Source organism: Salinibacter ruber DSM 13855, assembly GCF_000013045.1.
Classification (GTDB): Bacteria; Bacteroidota; Rhodothermia; order Rhodothermales; family Salinibacteraceae; genus Salinibacter; species Salinibacter ruber.
Genome location: NC_007677.1, coordinates 2,173,407 through 2,199,339, shown reverse-complemented (window position 1 = coordinate 2,199,339; position 25,933 = coordinate 2,173,407). Strand labels below are relative to the sequence as shown.

Genomic DNA, 25,933 nt, shown 5'->3' with positions numbered 1-25,933 from the left:
ACGAGACGGATTATGCGAAGCGAAGACCTGATCTCCTCATTTGGGGAAATAGCCCGGTCCAAAGACATGGACCGGGACACGCTCCAGATTATCGTGGAGGACGTGTTCCGCGCGATGCTTCGCAAGCGGTACGGGTCGGACGAGGCCTTCGAGATCATTTTCAATCCGAAGCAGGGGGACATCCAGATTCTCCACATTCAAGAGGTCGTTGGGGACTGGGAGGTGGAAGACCCGGTGACCGAGATTAAGGAGTCCGAGGCCAAGAAGATTGACGACGGCTTTGCGGTTGGCGACGAGGTGGCGGGGGGGCTGGACGTCAGCGAGTTTGGGCGCCGGGCCGTGATGACTGCGCGGCAGACCTTTCGCCAGCGGATCCGTGACATCGAGAAGGAGCAGGTCTACCAGGAGTACACGGAGCTCATTGGGGACATCGTCGTCGGGGAGATTTACCAGGTCCGTCGCCACGAGACGCTCCTGATGCACGAGGACACCGAACTCGTGCTGCCCCGCGACGAACAAATTCCGGGGGATCACTACCGGAAGGGCAACATGCTTCGGACCGTCGTCAAGGAAGTGCGGCGCGATGCGGGGAGCGACCCGCAGGTGGTGGTCAGCCGCACCTCCCCGGTGTTCATGGAGCGCCTCTTCGAAGTCGAGGTGCCGGAGGTGCACGACGGCATCGTCGAGATCAAGAAGGTGGCCCGGATTCCTGGCGACCGCGCCAAGGTGGCGGTCGAGAGTCACGACGAGAAGGTGGATCCGGTAGGGGCATGCGTGGGCGTCAAGGGCGTCCGGATCAACGCCGTCGTCCGGGAGCTCTCCGACGAGAACATCGACGTGATGCAGTGGTCCGACGACCCCCAGGAGCTGATTGCTCGGGCACTGTCGCCGGCCGAGCCGACGAACGTTTCGTTGAATCAGGACGAGGACCCGCCACGGGCCCGCGTGGAGGTGCCGGCCGACGAGGTCAGCCAGGCCATCGGCAAGCGCGGCGTCAACATTAAGCTTGCCTCGCAGTTGACCGGATACGAAATCGATGTCTACCGCGAAATCCCGGCGGACGAGGAAGACATTGACATCGAGCAGTTTGGCGATGAACTTACGGAAGAAACCATCGGGAAGCTGAAGCGGATCGGGTGCGACACCGGAAAGGCCGTGCTCGAACTGTCGGCGGACGCCCTGGCCCGGCGTGCCGACCTCGACCGCGACACCGCCAAGCAGGTGCTGGAGATCATCGAGACTGAATTCGAGAAGGGGCCGGGCATCATCGAGTCGATCCGACAGGGGCGATTCACGGTGGAGTCTGTGCAGACGGCGGAGGCGGCCGACACGGACGGCACCACCCCCAGCGAGGCGTCGACCGAGTCCTCCGCGTCTTCTGCCGGCGCGACCGAGTCCGCCGATTCGAAGGGCCCGGGCGATGCGGACGAGGAGCCGCCCGAGGCCGGCGCACCGGCCCCCGACGCGGACGGGGAGGAGACGGTCGTCGACGGGCCGGCCCCGAACGAGCCCGAGCAGGCCGACGGAGACAGCGAGGCAACAGAAGAAGGCGGTGACGAAGAGGTCGAAGAACAGGACGAGATTCCCCAAAGCCCCTCCGAAGAGCAGCAGGAAGCGGAGTCGACCCCCGAAGAGCCTGAGGTTCGATCTTAGCTGCGCATGCCGCCGAAAACGACTTCGGCGGTCGCTTTTGTAGTGAGTCTGAGCAACAACCGATTGCCATATGGCAACCAAGACGAAAGACTTTCAAGAGAAGAAGCTCTTTCAGGTCGTTCGGGAGCTGAATGTTTCCGAGGACCGCGTGGTAGAGTTTCTGGAAGAGGAGGGCTACGAAGAGGCCCTCTCCGGTTCTGGTCTCAACGCGAAGATTGTCGACGAGGAGGCGTACCTCGTCCTGCGGGAGGAGTACGCCGACGACGCAGAAGTGGCGGCCCGCATTCGGGAGCTCCGCTCAGAGGAGGACGACGGCGGCCCGGAGCGGGACGAGGTGGCCACCCTTGATGAGGAACAGGCGGCCGAGCCGGAGTCTGCCACCGAGACGGCAGAAGAGGCGGCGGAGCCCGCTGTCGCGGACGACGAGGAGGAGCCACGTGCCTCAGGCGACGCAGCGCCGGAAGCGGCCCCGGCAGAAGAGGACACCTCGGATGCAACGGCCCCCGCGGACGCAGAGGCAGAGCCTTCCGGGGACGAGGCCTCGGCCGAGGCGTCCGCCGACGACGCACCGGCGGACGAAGCGCCCACGGACGAAGCCGAGACGGCCCCTGTCGACGCGGCCGACAAGGACGCCGCGGCGATTGCGGACGAGCAGAAGCAGGCCGCGCAAGAACCAGACGCCGAGGCGGACGCTTCGGGCCAAGACACGGGCGAGGAGACCTCCGACACGGACGCGGCCACGGAGGCGGACGCTACAGACGACGCCGAGGCCGAATCCGCCGCGCCCGAACCGACCGAGGCGGAGCCCGAGACGCCCGCCGACGAGACGGAGGCGGAAGACGTGTCGGCTGATAAGGAGACAGCGTCGGCCGAGGAGGCGGACGATCACGCCTCCGACGAACACGCTCCCGATGAAGACGCGGAGGCGCCGGAAGAGCCCACGGAGGCCGAAGGCGAGGCCGACGACACGACGGAGGAAGAGACCCCGGCTGAAGGTGCTGACGATGCGGCGGACGACGAGGCGGACGAAGAGGGGGAGACGCTTAAGGCCGGGCGCTACCGTCTCAAGGGGCCCAGCGTGGTCGGCAAGATGGACAGCGATCAACTTCAGCGTCCGGATCGCAAGCGCAAGCGGAAAGATAAAGACAAGGACAAAGACAAGAGCAGTAAAAAGGACAAAAAGGATAAGAGTAACAAGAAGAGTAAGAGCAAAGGGAAGAAGCAGAAGGGCGGCGGCGGTGGGGGCCCCGACGAGGAAGACATTGAGCAGACGCTTCAAGAGACGCTCCAGGAGCTGGAACAGGGCGCCAGCCGCGAACGCCAGCGCCGCCGGCGCCGTCGGCGCAAGCGACACGAGGAGGAGCGACAGCGCCGCCGAGAGCGCAAGCGCGAGCAGGAGAATATTCTCGAAGTGACCGAGTTCGTCACGACCGGCGAGCTCGCAAACCTGATTGGGGAGCCGGTGAGCGACGTGATCGACACGTTGTTCGACGCGGGCATGATGGTGTCCATCAACCAGCGTCTCGACACGGAGACGATCGAGTTCGTCGCCGACGAGTACGGCTACGAGGTTGAGTTTGTCGCGGAGCGGGACACGCAGGCCGTCGAGGTTGAGGAGGACGACCCGGAAGACCTCGAGCCGCGCGCCCCGGTCGTGACGGTGATGGGGCACGTCGACCACGGCAAAACCTCCCTGCTCGACTACGTCCGAAACGCCAACGTGGTGGCCGGGGAAGAGGGAGGCATCACGCAGCACGTGGGGGCCCACTACGTAGAGCTCACCGACCACGACAACGAGGCGATTGCCTTCCTTGACACGCCGGGCCACGAGGCCTTCACCGCCATGCGTGCCCGTGGGGCCAAGGCCACCGACATCGTGATCCTGGTCGTCGCCGCGGACGATTCCGTCATGCCGCGGACGAAGGAGGCGATTAACCACGCTCAGGCCGCCGACGTGCCCATCGTGGTGGCCATCAACAAGATGGACAAGCGCGAGGCGGACGCCGAGAAAGTGCGGGCCGAGCTTGCCGACCAGAACGTGCTCGTGGAGGAGTACGGCGGGGACGTGCAGTCCGCCGAGGTGTCCGCGAAGACGGGGGACGGCATCAACGAGCTGCTCGACAAGGTCCTTCTGCAGTCCGAGATCATGGAGCTGAAGGCCAACCCCAACCGGGAAGCCTCCGGCGTCATCATCGAAAGCCGGCTGGAAAAGGGCCGCGGGAACGTGATCACTGTCCTTGTGCAAAACGGTACCCTCGAGACGGGCGATCCCTTCCTGGCCGGGATTCACAGCGGAAGCGTCCGTGCCATGTTCAATGAGCGGGACAACCGCATTGAGTCCGTGGGGCCGTCCCAACCGGCTCTGGTTCTCGGGTGCGACGGATCGCCGGAGGTCGGCGACCAATTCGTCGTCATGGACAGCGAGGGCGAGGCCCGAGACGTGGCCCAGGAGCGCCAGCGGATCCACCGCGAGCAGGAGCTCCGGCGACAGAGCCAGGTTTCGCTCGATCAGGTCAGCCGCCAGATGGCCGAGGGCGAGTTCCACGAGCTCAACCTTATCATCAAGGCCGACGTGGGCGGTTCTGTCGAGGCACTCTCCGATGCCCTCCTGAAGCTGAAGACCGACGAGGTGGCCGTCAATGTGATCCACAGCGGCGTGGGGGCCATCACCGAGAGCGACGTGATGCTGGCCCGCGCCTCGGACGCCATCATCCTTGGCTTCCAGGTGCGTCCCACGTCCGGGGCCCGTGAGGCGTCCCAACGAGAAGAGGTCGACATTCGGACCTACTCGGTCATCTACGCGGCCATCGAGGATGTCCGCGATGCGCTGGAGGGACTGCTCTCCCCCGAGCGCCGCGAAGAGACGAAGGGCCGGGCCGAGGTCCGAGACACCTTCAGCGTCCCCGACGTGGGAATGGTGGCGGGGTGCTACGTCAACGAGGGCACCGTGGGGCGAAACCAAAAGGTGCGTCTTGTGCGGGATGGCGTGGTGCAGTACGAGGGAGAGATTAGTTCGCTCAAGCGCTTTGAGGAGGACGTCAGTGAGGTCCAGAGCGGGTACGAGTGTGGGCTCTCGATCGAAAACTTCGACGACCTGAAGGTTGGGGACGAGCTCGAAACCTACGTAATTGTTGAGGAGGCACGGGAGCTTGAGGTCTAACCTCGCTCCGCCACGCCGACGCCGTTTCTGGCTCGGCCTCGTCCTCTGATGGTTTCACCCCTACCTCCCGCCTACCATGAGTGTATATACCGAACGCGTCGCGGAGCTCGTCCAGCGCGAGGTTGCCCGCATTCTGCAGCGCGAGTACGCAGACCGGCTCCAGCCGATGGTGACGATCACCCGAGCCCGAGTAACCGGCGACCTCTCCATCGCGTACCTGTATGCGAGTGTGATGGGGGACACCGCCGAAGAACGGGAGGCCACCTTCCGGCAGCTGGAGAGCCTCGCGGACGAAATTCGGAACCAACTGGCGTCTCGCATCCGGCACAAAGTCCGAGAAATTCCGGAGCTCAAATTTTTCCACGACGAGTCGCTGGAAGAAGCCAAGCGGATGGAGAACCTGTTTGACCGCATCCGCGAGGAGCGGGAGCGGCGGCTCGAGGACGGAGAGGATTCCGCTGATGCCCGTGAATGAGCATGCCGGCCGGAAAGACGGAAAGACGCGTTCCCCTCTCGCCAACCGTTGTTCTCTGCTTTTGGGGCCTACGTCCACTTCGAAGCCGTCTGCACGCCCCCTCCGGCGCCTGCAAGGGCCCCTCGGTGAAAGAGCCCCCCTTGAGACCGCGCCCGTGGCCTGAAGGAACCCGCACAGCATGGCGCCACCGGGCGGTCTGCCAGAGCATGGGACTGAACCTCAGGGGCCCCTGCCGGATCCGCTGACCAAGGACGAGCCGATTCCCTATGAAGCGTGAAATTGGATGGGATGCCATCAGCCGCGACCCCCAATCGGTTGTCACCGTTGGGACATTTGACGGCGTGCACCGTGGCCACCAAGCGATCATCGAGTACCTGCAGGACCGAGCCGAGGCCCAGAACGGACCCAGCACGCTCGTGTCGTTTGATCCCCACCCGCGAGCCGTAGTGCACGACGAAGAGGTCCCGCTCCTGACGACCGTGGCCGAGCGGGCGGACCTGCTCGAACGCCTTGGCCTCGACCGGTTTGTGGTTGTTCCGTTCTCGGACGACTTTGCGCAGCTCAGCCCCACGGCCTACGTCGAAGAGGTGCTCGTGGACCGGATCGGCGTCCAGGAGATCACGGTCGGGTACGACCATCGATTCGGGAAAGACCGGGCTGGCGACGTGGAGGCCCTTCGGGAGCTCGGGGGGGAATACGGGTTTTCGGTCGACGTCATCCCCCCGCAGGAAGTCGACCACGACGTTGTATCGTCCCGTACCATCCGATCCTTGCTGGTAGAGGAGGGGCGCGTTGAGCAGGCGACCGACCGGCTCGGACGCCCTTACCAGCTCCAGGGCGTCGTTTCGAGGGGCCAAGGGCGCGGACGCAAGCTCGGCTACCCCACCGCGAACCTTGCCCTCGGGGACGCCCGCAAGTTGGTCCCGAAGCAAGGGGTCTACGCCACTGCGGTCACACTGCCGAATGGGGACCGTCGGGGGGGCATGATGAATATCGGAAGCAGGCCCACGTTCGACGAAATGGACGTCACCGTCGAGGTGCATCTCCTCGACTATGAGGGCGACCTATACGGGGCGTCCCTCTCTGTTGAGTTCCTGCAAAGATTGCGGGCCGAACAGAAGTTTGAATCCGCGGAGGCACTGGCGGCGCAACTTTCTGAAGACGAAGAGCGTTGCAGAACCGTTATTCGAACACAGGCCTGACGGCTGTTTGCTGTTCCGGTGTCCCGGGACGAAGATGGTGTTCGGCACGTTCGCCCGCGAACCCACGCTGGAGTCGCGGTTTCTTCTTTAGCATGGCATAATCTAAAGAGGTATTTCACCGCACGATGATTACACAAGAAGAGCAACAGAAAATCATAGACCGGTTCGGCAACGGACCGAACGACACAGGGACCCCGGAGGTGCAAATTGCGATCTTCACGAAGCGGATCGAACACCTCACGGAGCACCTCGAAGACCACCCCAATGACAATTCCACCCGGCAGGGACTCCTTGATCTCGTCGGAAAGCGCCGACGGTTGCTGAATTACCTTCAGGAAAACGAGATCGAGCGGTACCGTACCATCCGAGATGAACTGGAGCTCCGAAAGTAGTCTGTTCCGCAATGCGGCGTCCCGGCCTCGCCGGGAGGCCGTTTGCTGTACGGGGGGCATACGGAGTGCCCTGGCCGACGGGCCCCGCGTCGGAACCCCTTTCGCCTTTTGTTGACTTATGAGAGTAGCAGATTGAGACGTATGAAGCCTGAAGCCCATATTGAAGACATCGAGTTCGTTCCCGACCGATCGCTGTCGCTGGAGACAGGCCGCATCGCCAAGCAGGCCGACGGGTCCGTCGTGGCCCGGCTGGGCGACACGATGGTGCTCTCCACCGCCACACTCAGCGACTCCGTTAACGAGTCGAACTTCTTCCCGCTCACCGTTGACTACCGGGAAAAGTTTGCGGCCGGGGGGAAGGTGCCGGGCGGGTTTATCAAGCGCGAGGGGCGTCCCACCGACAAGGAGACGCTCACCTCACGGCTCATTGATCGCGCGATCCGGCCGCTCTTTCCGGACGGCTTCTACCACGACGTCCACGTCGTGAACTTCGTCATCTCGGCCGGCCAGGACTTCGACGCCGACGTGATTGCCGGGGTGGGATCGTCCGCGGCCCTCATGCTGTCGGGGGCGCCCTTCGCGGGGCCCTTCGCGGAGGTTCGCGTGGGCCGTGTGGATGGGGACTACATCGTAAACCCCACGATGCAGCAGACCGAAGAGAGCGACATCGACCTCGTGGTGGCGGGGAAGGAAGACGCCCTCGTCATGGTGGAGGGGGAGGCCGAAGAGATCAGCGAGGAGAGCATGATCGAGGCCCTCGACGTGGCCCACCGGTCGATTCGTCGGCTCTGTGAGGGACAACACCGCCTCGTGGAGCAGGCGGGCGAGCCCGATCCGTTTGAGTGGGAGGCGGACCGCGTGCCGGAGCAACTGGTGCAGCGCATGCGAGAGGAGTACGGACCGAAGGTGGCCGACCACATCCACGGGCCGTACAGCAAAGAGACGTTTCACGGCGGGATCGGAGACCTCAAGGACCAGGCCGTCGACGACGTGCTCGGCGATGCGTCCGAAACCCCGGAGGGCTACACCGCCTCGGACATTCGCGACGCCATTGGGGAGGTGGAGAAGGGCGAGATGCGCAACATGATCGTCGAGGAGGGCAAGCGCATCGACGGACGCGACCAGACCGACGTTCGGGATCTTTGGATGGAGGTCGGTTATCTGCCGCGTGTCCACGGGTCCGCTATCTTCACACGGGGCGAGACGCAGGTGCTCGGCTCCATTACGCTCGGCACGTCGGACGACGTACAGCCGGTCGACGAGGTCTTCGCCGACACGGACAAGTCGTTCTACCTCCACTACCGCTTCCCGCCGTTCTCGGTGGGCGAGGCCAGTTACCTGCGTGGGCCCAAGCGCCGCGAAATCGGCCACAGCATGCTTGCGGAGCGGGCCCTGCGGCCGGTCATCCCGGAGCAGGACGAGTTCCCGTATACGATCCGCATCAACGCCGACGTCATGGAGTCGAACGGCTCCTCCTCAATGGCCAGCGTCTGCGCCGGCAGCCTGGCCCTCATGGATGCCGGGGTGCCCATCGAGAAGCCGGTGGCCGGCATCGCGATGGGACTCGTGCAGGAGGACGACGAGACCACCGTCCTCACCGACATCCTCGGCCAGGAGGACCACCTGGGCGACATGGACTTCAAGCTCACGGGCACCCGGGACGGCATCACGGCCTGTCAGATGGACATGAAGATTGAAGGCCTGTCCCGCGACGTCATGCTGAAGGCCCTGAAGCAGTCCCGAGACGCGCGCCACCACATTCTCGACCGCATGGAGGAGACCATTGCCGAGCCGCGGGCGGAGCTGTCCAGCCACGCCCCGCGCCTCACCAAGCTTACGATCGACCCCGACCGGATTGGGGCCGTCATTGGCCCGGGGGGCAAGGTCGTCAAGAGTGTTCAGGAAGAGACGAACACCGAGATCACGGTCGAGGAGGAAGAAGGCGTGGGCATCGTGACGATCGCGGCCACCAACCAGCGCGATGCCGAGGCGGCCATCGAGCGGATCAAGCAAATCGTGGCCGTGCCGGAGGAGGGCGAGGACTACGTCGGCACCGTCAAGGGCATCCGCGACTTCGGGGCCTTCGTCGAGATCATGCCCGAGAAGACGGGCCTGCTCCATGTCTCCGAGATCGACTACGACTACGTCGAGAACGTTGAGGACTACCTTGAGGTGGGCGACAAGGTGAAGGTTCATCTCCTTGAGGTCCACGACGATGGCAAGATGCGCCTCACGCGAAAGCCGTTCGTCTCCGAAGAAAATGGAGAGCAGAACGAGTAGCCGAGACGGCCCCGGCTCCTGCCCGGGGCCCGAAGGCACATGCGATTGCACAAAAGGCGAGGGCCCCTGGGCTCTCGCCTTTTGTATAGGCCCGGAGTGTATCGGGGCCGTTCGCCGTTGCAATGAATCACACCACCGAGCCGACGTTCATGCGCGTTCTTGTTACTGGAGGGGCCGGGTACATCGGAAGCACCGTCGCCCGCCAACTCGTCGAGACCGGAGACGACGTGATCGTGCTCGACAACTTGTCGCAGGGGCACCGGGCGGCGGTGCCGGACGATGCGGCCTTCGTTCACGGGGACCTGAACGACCGTGGACTGATTGATCGCACCCTCGCCGAGCATCGACCCGAGGCGATCATGCACTTCGCGTCGCATACCCTGGTCGGGGAGTCGATGGAAGAGCCGTTCCTCTATCTCGACGAAAATGTGCGGTGCGGAATGAACCTGATGAAGTCCGCCGTGGAGCACGACGTGGATCGCTTCATCCTGTCCTCAACCGCGAACCTGTTCGGCACCCCGGAGCGCATTCCCATCGACGAAGACGTGACGGTCGACCCGGGAAGCCCCTACGGCGAGTCAAAGTTTATTCTGGAGCGGACCCTCCACTGGCTCGATGAGACCGAGGACCTCTCCTACGCCGCGCTCCGCTACTTTAACGCGGCCGGGGCCGCCGGGCCCAATCAGGGCGAGGACCATGCCCCCGAGACGCACCTCATCCCCATCGTGCTGGAAGTCGCACTCGGTCAGCGCGATAAGATCGTCATCTTCGGGGACGACTACGACACCCCCGACGGCACGTGTGTGCGGGACTACGTCCATGTGCTCGACCTCGCGCAGGCGCACGTTCTGGCCCTGAACGCCCTGGACGATGGAAGCCGCGTGTATAACCTGGGCAACGGGAAGGGATACAGCGTGCGGGAGGTCATCGAGACGGCCCGCCGCGTTACAGGCCACGAGATTCCCGCCGAGGAGGGCGCTCCCCGCCCCGGAGACCCGCCGGTCCTCATCGCAAGCAGCGACAAGATCCGGGAAGAGCTCGGATGGGCCCCGGAACACAGCGCCCTCGACGACATCATCGGCTCCGCTTGGGAATGGCACCGGCGCCACCCGAACGGGTATGATGGACTACAGTGAACGGCTCCGCCACCGAGAGCCTGATTTGATTTTGGGTCGGATTGCGAGAGCGAGAATTGACGGAACGAAAATCGCACCCTGAACGAAGCCTGTAGCGGTGCGCCCTGAGTACAGCGAAGAAGTGCTTTCAGAGTGCTGCCGGTTGAGTGAAGGGGCGATGTGCAGTCCGTCAAGGCCGCTCGCAGCCCGAGAGATAAACCAAAACAGACTCTGAGGGCCAAACAAGCGCCGTCGTCCTTTCCACAACGGCACGAGCGGACATGTACCGCGTTGAGCTGGAGCAATTTGAGGGCCCGATGGACCTCCTCCTGTTTTTCATCAAGCGGGACGAGATCGACATATACGACATCCCCATCGCCCGCATCGCGGACGAATACCTCGCGTACGTCCGTGTAATGGAGGAAATCGACCTCGACGGGGTGGGCGACTTTATCTACATGGCGGCCCTCCTCATCAACATCAAGGCCCGCATGCTCCTGCCCTCACAGGAGGCCGACGAGGACGGAGAATCCGTCGATCCGCGCCGCGAGCTGGTGGAGCGCCTTCTGGAGTACGTGCGGTTCAAAGAGGCGGCCGACCAACTGTCCACCCGTCGGGAGCGACGCCGCGAGCACTTCGTGCGGGGGGACGCGTCCTCGGACCGGGAGCGCATCGAAGAATCCCACGAAGTAGAGGTGGATGCGTCCGTCTACGAGTTGGTCGAGGCGCTCGGACGAGTCCTCGAGGCCGACGAGGAGGACGAGGACGACGAGCCCATCCATGAGGTCGAGCCGCTCGAATACACCGTCGAGGAACAGCAGCAGTACGTGATTGAGCGCCTGCGTCGCGAGCCACAGGTCTCCTTTCGGGCCCTGATTCAGGGAGAATCGCGCGGCTTCGTCATTGCGACCTTCCTGGCGCTTCTGGAACTGACGCGACAGCAACATCTCCGGCTTCGAATCGAGGAGCGAGCCTCGGACTTCTCCGTGGAAGCACGAGGCGACACGTCGCTTCGGGCCGACGATCCGGCCCAGCAAAACCTCTCTCGGCCCCAAGGAGATGGGGCCGTCGGGGGAGGCTCAGGGGACTCCGACGAACCCTGAGGAGGGGACAGGGGGGGCTCTAATGTGCGCCGGGCGGTCCGCTGCCAGGCCCTCCCAGTCCGGGCCCACCACAGGCGCCCACCCTCCGGATCCCGACGCTGCTTTCTGGTTCACCCCTCCTCCCAACGGGCGGCCTCCGACCGGGGGAGAGCGGCCGATGGCGCAAGGCCCCGAGGCCGTGAAAGGACCGGAGTGTAAAAACACCAGCTCTGCCGTTACGAAAGGCACCCTCCCGGTTGGGCCTGACCTAATTGTCATCTTTTGGATGAACAAGAGTCCATAATAATACTCCAAAAGTACACAAAAATCGGGCCGGGGACCCGTCTCTACGGCGACACGGGGCAAAATCTGCTTTCCTTCAGTCGCATTGCCCTTCTGTTTGTTGTTTTTAGGCCGCACTGAACTCAGAGACGGCCCGAGAAACCGCCGGTGCCCAGTCGGTTTGTGTGGCGCCCCACGAGGGGCAGGCAGATTCCGGAATGCTTCTTGCCGCATCATGATGATGCGCTGGCTTCCGACTCCCGTTCCGGTTCCATGTTCTGTTCTCTTCGCGCCGGTCGACCGCTGTCCCTCGTCCTGGCGACCGCTCTTCTTTTGACTGTTGGACTTGGCTGTGACCTCGGCGGGGGCGGCTCCGGCGACGCGACCGTGGCCGGCCAAGTGCTCAACGCCGCCTCTGACCCCGTGGTGGGTGCGCAGGTCGTCATTCAGTTCACGGACGACGCAGGCGAGCAGGTTGAAGAGACGGCCACGACCGATTCGACGGGCCGCTTCAACGAGAGAATTGATATCGGCGATCCGACGGAGGTTGTCATCACGGTGTCGAAAAAGGGGGTGGATGCTCAGCAGACGCGGCAGGCATCGCCCGATGCGGGCGCGTCCGACCTGAGCTTCACGCTCGAGATTGGGGGGGAAGAAAACCGAGAGCCCGGACGTCCCACCGACATTGTGTTGCAGGACCAATCGGCCAGTTCGATCCGCGTGCAGGAGAGCGGGGGGACGAGCATCGCGCGGTTGACGTTCCAGGTCGTCGACTCGACCGGGAAGGCCATCGAGGCGGACCAGGCCGTGGACGTAGACTTCCGATTCGGGCAGCGGCCCGAAGGGGCCAGCCTGACCCCGAGCACCGTGGAGACCAACGGGCAGGGGCAGGCCACCGTGAATGTATCGAGCGGAAAGGAGGCGGGCGTGATACAGGTGGTGGCCCAGACCGAACGGCCCGACGAGACGACCTTCCAGTCCAAGCCGGTCGGGCTCTCCATCCATGGGGGCCTCCCCAATAAATGTCACTTCAGCCTCGCCCCGGAACGGACAAACTTCCCTGGTTTCGAGAATCCTGGTGTAACGACTCCGGTCCAGGTGTTCGTGGGAGACAAGTACGGGAATCCCGTGGTGCCGGGCACCTCCGTTTCCTTCAGTACGAACGCGGGGCTCATCGGGGGCTCTGTCCAGACCGACGATCAGGGACAGGGATCTGTCACACTCACGTCCGCAAATCCGTTGCCGCTCGATGGGGTTGCTACCGTGCAAGCCAGTACGGTGGGGACCGACGACGTCAATACGATCGTGGACCCTGACAACTGCCCCGACCCGGCGGAGACGGGCAACGAGAACACGATCGTCGAGACGATTCCCGTTGTCTTCTCGGGGCGGCCGGAGGTAAAGGTGGATCCCATGAAGATCGAGCCGAGTCCGACGGATCTGCCTCAGACCTATGAACTGACGGTGCAAGACGTGCAGAATAAGAATCCGCTGGCTCCGGGCACGTCCATCCAGGTAACAGCCGAGGGAACGAACGTGAAGGCAGTGGGCAGCACCGCAGTCACTCTCGGCGATACAGCACTTAAAGACGAAAACGGAGATGGCTACGGCAAGGAAGACATCCAGAACAGAGAGGACCTCACCCTCTTCACCTTCCGAGTCGTCAAAGATGTGGAGGGGAAAGACAATCCCGAACCGCCCGAGGTTCGGGCCGTGACGATTACCGTAGATGGGCCCAACGGAAGTGTAGAGACGGTTCTTACTCAGTCCAGCCCGAAGACCAACTCCTCGTTGCAGTCCTTGACGCCCACCCAGGGGGCAACCGTGCACCGGGCGGCTTCGGGTGGGGTGGTGGTTCGTGCGCCGCAGGAGTAAGACACCCATCCCTACGTCGCCTCCGGAGGCCTGAGGGCCTTGTTGGGGCGGTGACATCCCCGCGATTCCCCCAAAAGCAGTTAAGGCAATGATACCGATCGATGTCGAGCGTCACGGAGCCGTTGTAACCGTGACGACCGACAGCAAGAAACGCATGTACGCGGTCATTCACCTTGCCGTACCGGCAGGATTCGATCCGTCGGATTTCACGCTGACCCGCGTGGAGATGAATCAGTGGGAGCTCTCGTTCGAGAGCGTGTCGACCGCCCACCGCTTCAAACGCCTGATGGACGAGGCCGCAAACCTCGTGGGGCAAAAGGTCCCCGGATAGGCAGCCCGGGCCCCGCCTCCCCATTCCGGGGACGCGTGTGGGCTCGTAGTAATGCCAGCCCAAGCCGGCCGTGTCCCCTGAACGCGGCGGTGGGCACGGGCATCGGGGAGAGCGGGGGCACTTCCTACTCGCGCGCCACAGGAGAAATTTCGAGCAGCTCGGCGCTTACGCGACCCACGTCCGCCTCCGTCATCGCGATGCAGCGGAGCTCAGGGTTGGTCGGGCGGTCGTGGCCTTCTCCGTCCTTGGACGCCCCCGTGTCGATAAGTGGCTCGATGCCGGCGCGGTCCATGGCGTCCAGCAGCTCGGAGCTCGTCGTCTCCAAGGCATCGGCCCAGTCGGCCAGGCGTCCAGTGATGATGCCGGACTGGGAGGTAAGCTCTCCACTTCGGGTATGAGGTTGTACCTTCTGACTTCTAGCGGAACGGGACCTCATGGATGAACGGAGTCGTCAAAAGAAAGACGGCGGGTCAAGTTGACACTGCGGGCGCAAGCAAACCCCTGCAGTACGGACAAAAAGGTACCAGTGGAAGAGCCCTCGGGTTTCTCTGTGCGCATTGTGTGAAGCAGGCGCACGTCCCGAGACGAGCCCCTTCGGTACAGGCGCTTACAGGTAGAACAGATAAAGCATTGTGGTGGTGACGAGCACGAAGATGAGCGACAGAGCGCTCCCGGCACGGAGGTAGTCCGGGACGCGGTAGCCGCCCGGCGTCATGAGGAGGGCGTTCACGTGGTGGGTAGGCAGAATGAACGAGTTTGCCGCACAGAGCCCCACCTGAAGGACCAACACCTGTGCCGTGAGGTCGATGGTGCCGGCCATCTCAAGCACGAGGGGCGCCATGAGAACGGTGGCCGCCACGTTGGACATGACCAGGGAGAAGAAGGTCATCAACAGGCCCAGGGAAAACAAGATTAGGAACGGATGGACGCCCTGGACCAGGGCCGCCAGGGTTTGGGCAATGACCGAGGCGGCCCCCGATTCCTCCATGGCGATGCCGATGGGGATGAGGCCCGCGATCAGAAAGACGACTTTCCATTCGACCGAGCGATAGGCCTCTTCGATCGTCAGTACGCCGCCAAGAATCATGGCGATGGCCCCGGTAAGAAAGCCGATGGAGATGGAAAGGTCGAGGGCGAGGACCAGCCCGATCGCTCCGGCGAAGCTGCCCACCGACAGCCAGGCCTTCTCGGGATGTTTGGGCTCATACTCCAGTGGGGTCACGGTGATAAAGTTCTCGCTCTGCCTGAAGAACTCCAGGCTCTCCCACTTCGCGTGCAGGACCATCGTGTCTCCGGCCTGAATGACCCGGTCGGCCCAGCCCTTCTCCACCACCTCGCTTTCACTGAAAAAGAGCACCACCTGCGCGTTGTAGGTGTCGCGGAGCGGCACGTCCCGCAGGGTTTTGCCCACGAGACTGGACCGGGCCGGAATGACAACCTCTATGTACCCGCCGCTTGATCCAAGATCCGACTTGTCTTCTTCTTCTGTAAGTTCGAGGCCGTAGGTGCTTTTGAAGGCCTCGACGTCCCCCTCCTGGCCCTGGACCACAATCTTCTGCTGCTTCTGGAACCGAATCTCCCGCCAAATGTCGTAGTCCGACTGCTCGTCGTCGTACACCTCCAACAGGTTGATATTGTAGTTGGCGCCCATTCGGGACTCCTCGGCGGATTTCCCGATGAGGTCGCTGCCGCCAGGAATCTGGAAGGTATAGATGCTGTCCGAGAGGCCCCATACGTTCAGCAGCTTTTGGCCGGGGGAGGTAGTGTCGCTCTCCTCGCGCTTGGAGGGAAGCACGTACGGACCGAGAAGAGAAAAGTACCCGACGCCCACGATCAGCAGGACGAGCCCGATGGGGAAGACGCTGAAGAGGCCAAACGTCGAGAGGCCCCGGGCCGTGAGGAGGTCGTTGAGAACGATCAGCGAACTCGTTCCGACCATCGTCAGGGTGCCCCCGAGCAGGGCGGCGAAGCCCATCGGCATCAGGAGGCTAGAGATGGAAATCTGTTCCCGCTTCGAGATGCCGGTCATGACGGGAAGGAAGAGAGCGGCGGCCCCCAGGTTCTGCATGAGGCCGGACATCAGCCCGACGGTGACCGATACTGTGGAGATGATTTGACGCCGCCCCGCCCCTGCAATCTGCAGAATGAAACTGGCAATCCTCTCGGTGATGCCCGATTTGTAAAGGCCCCGCCCCATAATCATGACCGCAATGATGGCGAAGACAGCATTGCTTGAGAAGCCCGACCGTGCCTGCTCCGGTGTGATGCTGCCGGCCCAGACCAGCGAGAGCATGGCCAGGATTGCCACCACGTCAATCCGAAATGCCTCGGTCACAATCAGGGTGACAGTGAGCCCTAGGATCGCAAATACAATTAGCAACTGTGGGTCCATACGACGGAGAAGCGGACTACCGGAGGGGAGAAGGTGTACGTGAATCTGCCTTCGCTGCAACCGGTACACGGCGGCATTGGTCTGAATGCGCGCCGGAAAACGGGAAGAAGTGTGCGAATACTGGTGGGACACAGGGGCTACACGGCACGAGTCCCCTCTGCGTCTGTCGGGAGCCGGAACCAAACGTTGGGCCCCGAAGTCTCTCTACGTGGCGCTAGGCACCCGGACGCAGACCGCGGAGACGAAAACGTCAGAGTTGGAAAGCCAGTGAAGTCAGTGTCGCGCCGGAACCCTGCGTGACATGGAAGGTTTTCTCAGACTGCACAGCAAATGATCCGGGGGCGTCTGCTGCGGACGCCCCTGAGGCGAAGGCCCCTTCCGCCGGACCACGGCGGATGTCCTGCATCCACTCCGATTCACCCTGAATACGACCACCACATAGACGTTATGGCCAAGGAAGAGTTTGCGCGGGAGAAGCCGCATGTGAACGTAGGAACGATCGGACACGTCGACCACGGGAAGACGACCTTGACGGCGGCGATCACGAAGGTACTGGCCGAGCGCGTCGGCGGGGCGGCGGAGCAGACCTTTGAGGCGATCGACAACGCGCCGGAGGAGCGGGAGCGCGGCATTACGATTGCCACGAGCCACGTCGAGTACGAGACGGAGAACCGGCACTACGCTCATGTCGACTGCCCGGGGCACGCGGACTACGTCAAGAACATGGTGACGGGGGCGGCGCAGATGGACGGAGCCATTCTCGTTGTGGGGTCGGACGACGGCCCGATGCCCCAGACCCGAGAGCACATTCTTTTGGCCCGTCAGGTGGGGGTGCCCTACCTGGTGGTGTTCATGAACAAGACCGATCTGGTCGACGACGCGGAGCTGTTGGAGCTGGTGGAGATGGAGGTCCGGGAGCTTTTGACCGAGTACGAGTTCCCGGGCGACGAGGTGCCGGTGGTGCGGGGGTCGGCGCTGCAGGCCCTCGAGTCCAGCGAGGAGCACGAGGAGAAGATCATGGAGCTGATGGAGGCGGTCGACGAGTACATTCCGACGCCGGAGCGGGACGTGGAGAAGCCGTTTTTGATGCCGGTGGAGGATATCTTTTCGATCACGGGCCGGGGGACGGTGGTGACCGGTCGGATTGAGCGGGGCCGGGTGCAGCTGCAGGACGAGATTGAGATTGTCGGGATGCAGGAGGAGAAGATGGACTCGGTGGTCACCGGCATTGAGATGTTCAACAAGACCTTGGAGGAGGGGGAGGCAGGGGACAACGCAGGCATTTTGCTTCGGGGGATTGAGAAGGAGGAGGTCAAGCGGGGGATGGTACTGGCGGAGCCGGGGACGGTGACGCCGCACAAGGAGTTTGAGTGCGAGGTGTACGTGCTCAGCAAGGAGGAGGGGGGTCGTCACACGCCGTTTTTCGACGGGTACCAGCCGCAGTTTTACTTTCGGACGACCGATGTGACCGGGTCGATTGAGCTGCCCGAGGGGGTAGAGATGGTGATGCCGGGGGATAACGCGACGTTTGAGGGGAGCTTGATTGAGCCGGTGGCGCTGGAGGAGGGCCTGCGGTTTGCGATTCGGGAGGGGGGGCACACGGTCGGCGCCGGGGTGGTGACCGACATCCTGGACTAGGACACTTTCGGTGTCGGGGCGGTCCTCGATGCGCCTCGTCCGCCACCCCTGTGCGGGCCGCGCTGACGAGGCGTTCCCCACACCGCATTCGCGGACGTAGCTCAACTGGGAGAGCAGCGGACTCCAAATCCGCCGGTTGGGGGTTCGAGTCCTCCCGTCCGTGCCACACTACGGGCCGGGTGAATGCCCGTTCGAATCGGCCTTTCTCGTGCTGGCGAGCCGCTCCGACGAGCGCGTTCTGTCGCAGGCCACGGTCTGCTCATCTGACTCTTTGCCCATGACCTGGATACGTGAGTACCTGGAAAACGTCGTTGCGGAGATGGAGAAGGTGAACTGGCCCGGCCGTGACGAACTGATCAGTAGCACGCTCATCACGATCGTCGCCACACTGATCGTCTCCGGATTTATATTTCTGGCCGACCAGGTCATCCAGCGAATCCTGGAGATCCTCTACCGGGTATAACCCGAGAGGTGGGCCGCGCATCGACTGCTGCAGGCATTTGACATCCGCTATGGCTGAAGACACAGAGACAGACACGTGGTACGTGCTCCGCACGTTCTCGAACCATGAGAAAAAGGTGCGTCGGTACCTGGAAAGTGAGATCGAGCGAATTGGGCTTGAGGACCAGGTGGAGGAAATCCTGATTCCCACGGAAACGGTCTTCGAAATGAAAGGGGGAGAGAAGAAGACAAAGGAGAAAACATTCTTTCCCGGATACATCCTCCTCAACTGCACCCTCACGTCCGACCTCCGCGACCTCGCCGAGGACCTTCCGTCGGTGATCGGGTTCTTGACGACGGGGACCGGAGACGAACCGACCCAGCTCCGCGAGGAGGAGATCAAGCGCATCCTCGGCAAGATGGATCGTGCGGAGGAGATGGGGGAGCAGCCCGAAATGCCGTTCAAGGTGGGCGACCCGGTGAAGGTGGTGGACGGGCCCTTCGACAGCTTCAATGGGATTGTAGAGGACGTCTACCCCGACCAGATGAAGGTCAAGGTGATGGTCTCCATCTTCGGGCGAAAGACCCCTGTTGAGCTCGACTACCTCCAGGTCGAGCACGAAGAGTAAATGCACACTTCGCAATGACGGCGCCACTGGGGCCGTCGCCCTTTCTCGTGTTTCTCGAACAAACCGGCGGAAGTGGGCCCGACTCCCATCGGGCAACGTTTGTACCGCCCATACGCACATGGCAGCACCGGTCGAACAAACCATCAAGCTTCAAATCAAGGGCGGACAGGCCAATCCCGCCCCGCCCATCGGCCCGGCCCTCGGGCAGCACGGCGTGAACATCATGGAGTTCTGCAAGGCATTCAACTCCCGCACCGAAGACCGGATGGGGACGCTCCTCCCGGTCGAGATTACGGTGTACGCCGACCGCTCCTTTGACTTCATCGTCAAGAGCCCGCCGGCATCCGTTCTTCTGAAGCAGAAGGCCGACATCGAAACCGCCGCGGGCGACCCGCTTCGGGACGATGCCGGCACGGTCACTTGGGACGATTGCCTGGACATTGCCGACCAGAAGCTTCAGGACCTGAATGCCCACACCGTGGAGAAGGGGGCGAGCATGGTGGCGGGCACGGCCCGGTCCATGGGAATTACCGTAGAGGGCAAGCCGGCCCACGAGTAGGTCCCCCGTCCTTTTGGGGGACGACCGCTCAGATCCGTATTGTCGCCGCATTCGTTGTTCACGTGGGAGTCGTCTCGGTACCGATCGAGGGGACGCTCGTACCACACAACCGCATCTGTTATGGCAAACATTGAAGGCAAACGATACCAAGACGCCAACGAGCTCGTGGAGGAGCAGGACGAGCCTGTGAAGCTGCGAGAGGCCGCAGGGTTGGCGAAAGACACCGCAACCGCCAATTTCGACGAGTCGATTGACCTCGACCTTCGTCTCGGCGTCGACCCGCAGCACGCCGACCAGATGGTGCGAGGGTCGATCACCCTTCCCAATGGCACCGGTCGAGAAGTCACCGTGCTGGTGTTGGCCAGTGAGGGCAAGCAGCAGGAGGCCGAGGAGGCAGGCGCCGACTACGTGGGGCTCGACGAATACATCGAGCGCATCGAAGAGGAAAACTGGCTCGACTTTGACGTGGCCATCGCCACGCCGGACGTCATGGGGCAGGTGGGGCAGCTCGGGCGCATTCTGGGCCCGCGCGGCCTCATGCCGAACCCGAAAAGCGGGACCGTCACGATGGACGTGGCCGACGCGATCGAAGAGATTAAGGCCGGAAAGATTGAGTTCCGCGTCGATCAGAGTGGCAACCTGCACACCCCCATCGGAAAGGCGTCCTTTTCCCCCGACGAGCTGTACGAGAACGCCCAGGCGCTCCTCCGCGAGGTCATTCGGCTCCGGCCGGCCTCGGCGGGCGGGCTCTACCTGCGCTCGATCACGCTGTCGGCCACGATGGGGCCGCCGGTGCGCGTGGATCGGAGCTCCGTGCTCAGTGAAGCCCGGTAGCCCCGTCGCCCCTGGCCGTCGTCGTTGCACACCGACCAACTTGCCCATTCCATGTCGAAGAACCGAGCCGAGAAAGCCGAAATCATCGAAGAGATCGGGGAGAAGCTCAACGAGTACCCGATTATCTACCTGACCAACTTTGAGGGCTTGACCGTCGCCCAGTCGAACGACCTCCGGGGGCGCTTTCGGGAGGCGGGCGTCGAGTATCAGGTCACCAAGAACACCCTGGCCCGCCTCGCCCTCGATCGCATCGAGGGGAAGGACGCCCTGGAAGAGTTTTTTGCGGGGCCTACGGCCATCGCCTTCAGCGAAGACCCGGCCAAGCCCGCTCGGGTTCTCCAAGACTTTTTGGAGGAGGAAGAGCTGGGCCGCCCGGAATTGAAGGTCGCCTGGATTGAGGGCGACATGTACGACGATCCGGAGGCGCTCGATACGCTTGCGGAGCTGAAGTCGCGCGAGGAGCTCATTGGGGAGGTCATCGGTCGCCTGCTGGCGCCGGCCCAGAATCTGGTGGGCGGCCTTCAGGGGCCCGGTCAGCGTCTGTCCGGCCTGCTCCAGTCCCTCGCGGACGAAGAGGAAGACGAGTAGCGCAGGTGGCGTTCCGGCCTCACGAACGAGGTCCAAGCCACCGGCGTCCCGACCATCCACACTCGCCTTAATTCGCGGCGCAGCGCCGATTGTGGTCGGTGCCAAGACCGCCGCAGGACCAACTACACAACCAAACCTATGGCTGACATCGAAGAACTTGCCGAACAGCTCGTTGGGCTTACCATCCAGGAAGCCAACGAGCTCGCGAATCATCTTGAAGAGGAATACGACATCCAGCCGGCCTCGGCGGGCGTTGCCGTGGCGGCCGACGGCGGAGGCGGTGCCGACGGAGACGCCGAGGAGGAAGAGCAGACGGCATTCGACGTTGTGCTCACCGGCATTGGGGGCAACAAGATTCAGGTTATCAAAGAGGTCCGCTCCATCACGGGCATGGGTCTCAAGGAGGCCAAGTCGCTCGTGGACGAGGCACCGAATCCGGTGAGCGAAGGCGTCTCCCGTGAGGAGGCCGACGACCTCAAGGCGCAGATTGAAGACGCCGGGGGCGAGGTTGAGCTCCAGTAGGCGCCTGCCTCCATATGAATGAGAAAGCCAAGACAGGGCGGAGACGAGCCCTGTCGCGCCGGTGAGAGGCTTCTTGCCCGCGAAGGCCGATCCTGGACGATTCGGGTTCCGTCCCGAACGTGCTCGGGATTGGCCTTTGGCTTCTTTGGGGGGAATCCCCCCGAAACCCGAAGGGCGGTCCTGAAACAAGCCGTCACGGACGACCGTAGATGCCGTCCTGTCTGAGTGTACTTTCTCGGGTGAACCTTGCCCGCGGGGCCTCTTGCTCAGTCAGGGCCTATGTCTCATGCCGGAAGCGGTGGTTCCGGCGGTCGCCTTCTCCATCTTTGAGCCCGACTCGTGGACTGTCGCGAATGAGCCTGCAAGGCCGGGCGCAGAAGGGCGCTGCGCATCTGACGTACCGAGGCACCGGGACGGCGGCTTGTGGCTTGACCGATGGCTCATGGGCCTGCGCCCCCCGACGACAGACATGGATCCCCCTGCTTCCGAGGCCCCACGCACGGTATTCGCACCCGTGCCGTCCGGCGTGTCGGATGTTTTGCGAACGCAGTATATTCACGCGAGCGATACCTACAGCCTATGCCGACCTTTTTAAACGGAGACATCACCACCCCCGGTCACCTTGTGGACCCGGATCCGCGCGAAAGCTTTGCGGACATTCCGGAGGTGTGGGATTATCCGGACTTCCTGGACGTCCAGCTGAAGACGTTCCACGACTTTGTGCAGGACGACGTGCCGCCCGCCGACCGGGAGGACGTTGGCCTCCAGGCGGTCTTTAACGAGCACTTCCCGATCAAGGACAACCGGGACCGCTACACCCTTGAGTTCGTCAACTACGAGCTCGACGCCCCGAAGCACACGGTCGAGGAGTGCATCGCGCAGGGCCTCACGTACTCGATTCCCCTGAAGGCCACCCTCCGCCTCACGAGCAAGGAGGAGGAAGGGGGCGAAGAGGCCATCGAGGCGATCGAGCAGGAAGTATACCTGGGGACGCTTCCGTTCATGACCGACCGCGGGACGTTCATCGTGAATGGAGCCGAACGGGTCATCGTCTCCCAGCTCCACCGCAGCCCCGGTGCGTTCTTCGAGAAGGAGATTCACTCGAACGGCACGGAGCTGTTCAGTGCCCGCGTGATTCCCTTCCGCGGTTCGTGGATGGAGTTCTCCACGGACGTTCGTGACGTGCTGTGGGCCTACGTCGACCGCAAGAAGAAGGTGCCCGTCACCACGCTGCTTCGTGCGCTGGGCTTCTCCAGCGACGAGGAGATCGTGAAGATGTTCGATCTGGCCGACGCGGTTGACATCGGCGACGAAGACGAATTCGAAGAGCACCTCGGCCGCGAGCTCGCAACGAGCGTCACGATCGAGAAGACGATCGAGATCGTCGACGAGGACACCGGGGAAGTGGTCGACGAAGAGATGGAGCGCGAGGTGCTGCTGCCCGCCGAGCACGAGCTGGAGGAGGGGGATTGGGAGGAGCTCGACGAGTACGACGTGAGCCGCCTCTATCTCGTGCGGGAGGATGTTGAGGACGAGGCACTCGACAAGAGCACGCTCGTGGAAACCCTCCAGAAGGACTCCTCGCACACGGAGGAGGAGGCCCTTGAGGTCATTTATGAGAAGCTGCGTGGGAGCGAGGCGCCCGACCTTGACTCTGCCCGGGAGGCCCTTGAGCGACTCTTCTTTAACGAGGACCGTTATGACCTGGGCGATGTGGGGCGTCACCGCATGAACGCCCGGCTGGACGTCGACGTGGACACCGACGAGAAGGTCCTCACGAAGGAGGATGTGGTCGGCATCGTCCGTGAGCTCATTCGACTCCAGAATGGAGAGAGCACGGCCGACGACATCGACCACCTCAGCAACCGCCGCGTGAAGTCCGTTGGCGAGCAGCTTGGGTCCCAGTTCTCCCTGGGCCTGGCCCGCATGGCGCGCACCATCAAGGAGCGCATGAATCTGCGGGACGCCGACAAGTTTACGCCGAAGGACCTGGTGAACGCCCGGACCATCGAGAGCGTGATCAACACGTTCTTCGGGACCAACCAGCTCAGCCAGTTCATGGACCAGACCAACGCCCTGGCCGAGATGACCCACAAGCGCCGCATGTCGGCGCTGGGGCCGGGCGGCCTGACCCGCGAACGGGCCGGGTTCGAGGTTCGAGACGTCCACCACACGCACTACGGGCGGCTCTGTCCCATCGAGACGCCGGAGGGGCCGAACATCGGGCTGATGCTGTCCCTCTGCGTCCACTCCACGATCAACGACTTCGGCTTCCTGGAAACCCCCTACCGTGTGGTGGAGGACGGCCGGGTGACCGACCGGGTCGAATACCTCTCGGCCGAAGAGGAGGACCAGGCCACGGTGGCCCAGGCCAACGCCCCGATCGGCGACGACGGACACTTCGAGCGCGACGAGGTGCGCTGCCGGCACCAGGGAGACTTCCCCATCGTCGAGCCGGAGGAGGTCGACTACATGGACGTAGCGCCGAACCAGATCGTCTCGCCCTCGGCCAGCCTCGTGCCCTTCCTCTCCCACAACGACGCGAACCGCGCGCTGATGGGATCGAACATGCAGCGGCAGGGTGTGCCGCTGCTCCGAAGCGACTCCCCGATCGTCGGGACCGGTCTTGAGGGACGGGTGGCGAAGGACTCCCGCTCCTGCGTGGTGGCGGAGGGCGAGGGCGTCGTCGAGTACGTAGACGCGGAGCGCCTCGTTGTGCGCTACGACGAGGAGCAGGACAAGACCGACCTAACCTTCGGCGAACCGGTCCAGGAGTACGAGCTGACCAAGTTCCGCCGGACCAACCAGGGCACATGCATGAACCAGAAGCCCATTGTCCAGGCGGGCGACCGCGTGGAGGAGGGCGAGGTCCTCACCGATGGGTTCGCGATGGAGAAGGGCGAGCTCGCCCTCGGCAAGAACGTGCTCTGCGCCTTCATGCCCTGGCACGGGTACAACTACGAGGACGCCATCGTCATCAGCGAGCGCCTCGTGGCCGACGACGTGTACACCTCGGTCCACATCGAGGAGTTTGAGCACGAAGTGCGCGACACGAAGCGCGGTGAGGAGGAGCTGACCCGCGAGATTCCGAACGTGAGCGAGGAGGCGACGAAGGACCTCGACGAGCGGGGCATTGTCCGCGTGGGGGCCGAAATCACCCCGGGCGACATCATCGTCGGGAAGATTACGCCGAAGGGCGAAACCGACCCCACGCCGGAAGAGAAGCTGCTCCGCGCCATCTTTGGGGACAAGGCCGGCGACGTGAAGGACGCCTCCCTGAAGGCCAAGCCGGGCATGGAGGGCGGTGTCGTGATCGACACGAGGCTCTTTAGCCGCCGTGAGCTCGACCCGGCCTCCAAGAAGATGGAGGAGAAGCGCCTCGAAAACATCGAGAGCGACCACGAGCGTAAGCTGGCGGACCTTAACGAGCGCTTCTGGGAGAAATTCTTTGCCCTGGTCGAGGACGCGACGAGCGCCGGCCTCGAAGACCGTGAGGGCGAGGTCCTCCTCACCGAAGGCGCGGACTTTGAGGAAGACGCCTTTGACGAGGTCGACCCGTCCGACCTGAGCACCCGTGCCGAGTTCACCGAGGACGAGGAGCTGAACGACCAGATCAGCACGCTCCTTCGGAACTACAAGTCGCGCCGCCGCGACATCGAGGGCACCACCAAGCGCCAGAAGCACCAGGTCGAGATGGGCGACGAGCTGCCCTCCGGCGTCGTGCAGATGGCGAAGGTCTACGTGGCGCGGAAGAAGAAGATTGAGGTGGGCGACAAGATGGCCGGACGCCACGGCAACAAGGGCGTGATCGCGAAGATTGCGCCGGTCGAGGACATGCCGTTCCTCGACGACGGCACGCCCGTGGACCTGGTGCTAAACCCGCTCGGGGTGCCGTCCCGGATGAACCTGGGACAGATCTACGAGACGCTCCTCGGCTGGGCGGGCGACCGGCTTGGGGTCAAGTACGCGACCCCGATCTTCGACGGTGCGTCGCTCGAAGACGTGGGCGACGAACTGGAGAAGGCCGGCCTCCCCCGCGACGGAAAGGTGCAGCTCTACGACGGGCGCACCGGCGAGCCGTTCGACGAGAAGACGACGGTGGGCCAGATCTACATGATGAAGCTGGAGCACCTTGTCGAGGACAAGATGCACGCCCGGTCCATCGGCCCCTACAGCCTCATCACGCAGCAGCCGCTGGGCGGAAAGGCTCAGTTCGGCGGGCAGCGCCTTGGAGAGATGGAAGTCTGGGCCCTGTACGCCTACGGGGCCTCCAACACGTTGCAGGAGATGCTCACCTTCAAGTCCGACGACGTCGAGGGCCGCTCCGAGGCCTACGAGTCGATTGTGAAGGGCGAGAACCTGCCCTCGCCCGGCGTCCCCGAGAGCTTCAACGTGCTCGTCCGGGAGCTTCAGGGGCTCGGGCTTGAGGTGACGCTCGACTAATTGCGGAGTGCGAAGTGCGAACCGGCGACTCGGTCTGCGG

At 63.3% G+C, this 25,933-nt stretch carries 20 protein-coding genes and 1 tRNA gene; 19 read left to right on the top strand and 2 right to left on the bottom strand.

Features of this window, described 5'->3' with window-relative positions; genetic code table 11:
• Positions 1-12: 12 nt before the first annotated feature.
• The 10 genes from nusA (at position 13) to SRU_RS09335 (ending at position 13,847) form a co-directional block, all read left to right on the top strand.
• Complete coding sequence (gene nusA / locus SRU_RS09380; protein WP_011404520.1) at positions 13-1,653, top strand: transcription termination factor NusA; 1,641 nt, start codon at positions 13-15, stop codon at positions 1,651-1,653.
• Positions 1,654-1,723: 70 nt separating this feature from the next.
• On the top strand, positions 1,724-4,813 hold the full coding sequence (gene infB / locus SRU_RS09375; protein ID WP_011404519.1) for a translation initiation factor IF-2: 3,090 nt from the start codon (positions 1,724-1,726) through the stop codon (positions 4,811-4,813).
• Positions 4,814-4,889: 76 nt separating this feature from the next.
• Positions 4,890-5,288, top strand: a complete 399-nt coding sequence (gene rbfA / locus SRU_RS09370; protein WP_011404518.1) for a 30S ribosome-binding factor RbfA — start codon at positions 4,890-4,892, stop codon at positions 5,286-5,288.
• A gap of 266 nt (positions 5,289-5,554) precedes the next feature.
• A complete protein-coding gene (locus tag SRU_RS09365) occupies positions 5,555-6,490 on the top strand; it encodes a bifunctional riboflavin kinase/FAD synthetase (protein WP_011404517.1) in 936 nt (311 codons plus the stop codon).
• Positions 6,491-6,615: 125 nt separating this feature from the next.
• The gene (rpsO, locus tag SRU_RS09360) at positions 6,616-6,882 is read left to right on the top strand and encodes a 30S ribosomal protein S15 (protein WP_011404516.1); all 267 of its coding nucleotides are present in this window, start codon (positions 6,616-6,618) and stop codon (positions 6,880-6,882) included.
• 141 nt (positions 6,883-7,023) lie between these two features.
• Entirely contained in the window at positions 7,024-9,162 is a 2,139-nt protein-coding gene (pnp, locus tag SRU_RS09355) for a polyribonucleotide nucleotidyltransferase (RefSeq protein ID WP_237701697.1), read from the top strand.
• Between the two features lie 149 nt (positions 9,163-9,311).
• Positions 9,312-10,298, top strand: coding sequence for a UDP-glucose 4-epimerase GalE (gene galE / locus SRU_RS09350; RefSeq protein WP_011404514.1), 987 nt, complete (start codon positions 9,312-9,314; stop codon positions 10,296-10,298).
• 260 nt (positions 10,299-10,558) lie between these two features.
• Positions 10,559-11,380, top strand: coding sequence for a segregation and condensation protein A (locus SRU_RS09345; RefSeq protein ID WP_011404513.1), 822 nt, complete (start codon positions 10,559-10,561; stop codon positions 11,378-11,380).
• 534 nt (positions 11,381-11,914) lie between these two features.
• Positions 11,915-13,516, top strand: coding sequence for a carboxypeptidase regulatory-like domain-containing protein (locus SRU_RS09340; RefSeq protein WP_112904175.1), 1,602 nt, complete (start codon positions 11,915-11,917; stop codon positions 13,514-13,516).
• A gap of 88 nt (positions 13,517-13,604) precedes the next feature.
• On the top strand, positions 13,605-13,847 hold the full coding sequence (locus SRU_RS09335) for a hypothetical protein (protein WP_011404511.1): 243 nt from the start codon (positions 13,605-13,607) through the stop codon (positions 13,845-13,847).
• Between the two features lie 124 nt (positions 13,848-13,971).
• Here the strand turns inward: SRU_RS09335 and SRU_RS09330 are convergent, their stop codons facing one another.
• Both SRU_RS09330 and SRU_RS09325 read right to left on the bottom strand, forming a co-directional pair.
• The gene (locus tag SRU_RS09330; protein ID WP_011404510.1) at positions 13,972-14,283 is read right to left on the bottom strand and encodes a hypothetical protein; all 312 of its coding nucleotides are present in this window, start codon (positions 14,281-14,283) and stop codon (positions 13,972-13,974) included.
• 171 nt (positions 14,284-14,454) lie between these two features.
• Positions 14,455-16,239, bottom strand: coding sequence for an SLC13 family permease (locus tag SRU_RS09325; protein ID WP_164923594.1), 1,785 nt, complete (start codon positions 16,237-16,239; stop codon positions 14,455-14,457).
• 447 nt (positions 16,240-16,686) lie between these two features.
• Between SRU_RS09325 and tuf the strand changes: the two genes are divergently transcribed.
• The 9 genes from tuf to rpoB all read left to right on the top strand — a co-directional run bounded on the left by tuf (position 16,687) and on the right by rpoB (position 25,893).
• A complete protein-coding gene (gene tuf, locus SRU_RS09320) occupies positions 16,687-17,877 on the top strand; it encodes an elongation factor Tu (RefSeq protein ID WP_011403793.1) in 1,191 nt (396 codons plus the stop codon).
• 90 nt (positions 17,878-17,967) lie between these two features.
• Positions 17,968-18,043, top strand: a tRNA-Trp gene (locus SRU_RS09315).
• Positions 18,044-18,154: 111 nt separating this feature from the next.
• Positions 18,155-18,340, top strand: coding sequence for a preprotein translocase subunit SecE (gene secE / locus SRU_RS09310; RefSeq protein WP_043553312.1), 186 nt, complete (start codon positions 18,155-18,157; stop codon positions 18,338-18,340).
• Positions 18,341-18,389: 49 nt separating this feature from the next.
• Positions 18,390-18,947 (top strand): transcription termination/antitermination protein NusG, encoded by a 558-nt coding sequence (gene nusG, locus SRU_RS09305; protein WP_011404507.1) that lies wholly within the window; start codon positions 18,390-18,392, stop codon positions 18,945-18,947.
• Positions 18,948-19,065: 118 nt separating this feature from the next.
• Complete coding sequence (gene rplK, locus SRU_RS09300; RefSeq protein ID WP_013062207.1) at positions 19,066-19,506, top strand: 50S ribosomal protein L11; 441 nt, start codon at positions 19,066-19,068, stop codon at positions 19,504-19,506.
• Between the two features lie 120 nt (positions 19,507-19,626).
• Positions 19,627-20,340 carry a 50S ribosomal protein L1 gene (rplA, locus tag SRU_RS09295; protein WP_011404505.1) on the top strand — a complete coding sequence of 238 codons (714 nt, stop codon included), beginning with the start codon at positions 19,627-19,629 and terminating at the stop codon, positions 20,338-20,340.
• A gap of 51 nt (positions 20,341-20,391) precedes the next feature.
• Entirely contained in the window at positions 20,392-20,928 is a 537-nt protein-coding gene (rplJ, locus tag SRU_RS09290) for a 50S ribosomal protein L10 (protein ID WP_011404504.1), read from the top strand.
• A 138-nt stretch (positions 20,929-21,066) separates the two neighbouring features.
• The gene (rplL, locus tag SRU_RS09285) at positions 21,067-21,450 is read left to right on the top strand and encodes a 50S ribosomal protein L7/L12 (protein ID WP_011404503.1); all 384 of its coding nucleotides are present in this window, start codon (positions 21,067-21,069) and stop codon (positions 21,448-21,450) included.
• Positions 21,451-21,885: 435 nt separating this feature from the next.
• Positions 21,886-25,893 (top strand): DNA-directed RNA polymerase subunit beta, encoded by a 4,008-nt coding sequence (gene rpoB / locus SRU_RS09280; protein ID WP_011404502.1) that lies wholly within the window; start codon positions 21,886-21,888, stop codon positions 25,891-25,893.
• The last annotated feature ends 40 nt before the right edge of the window (positions 25,894-25,933 follow it).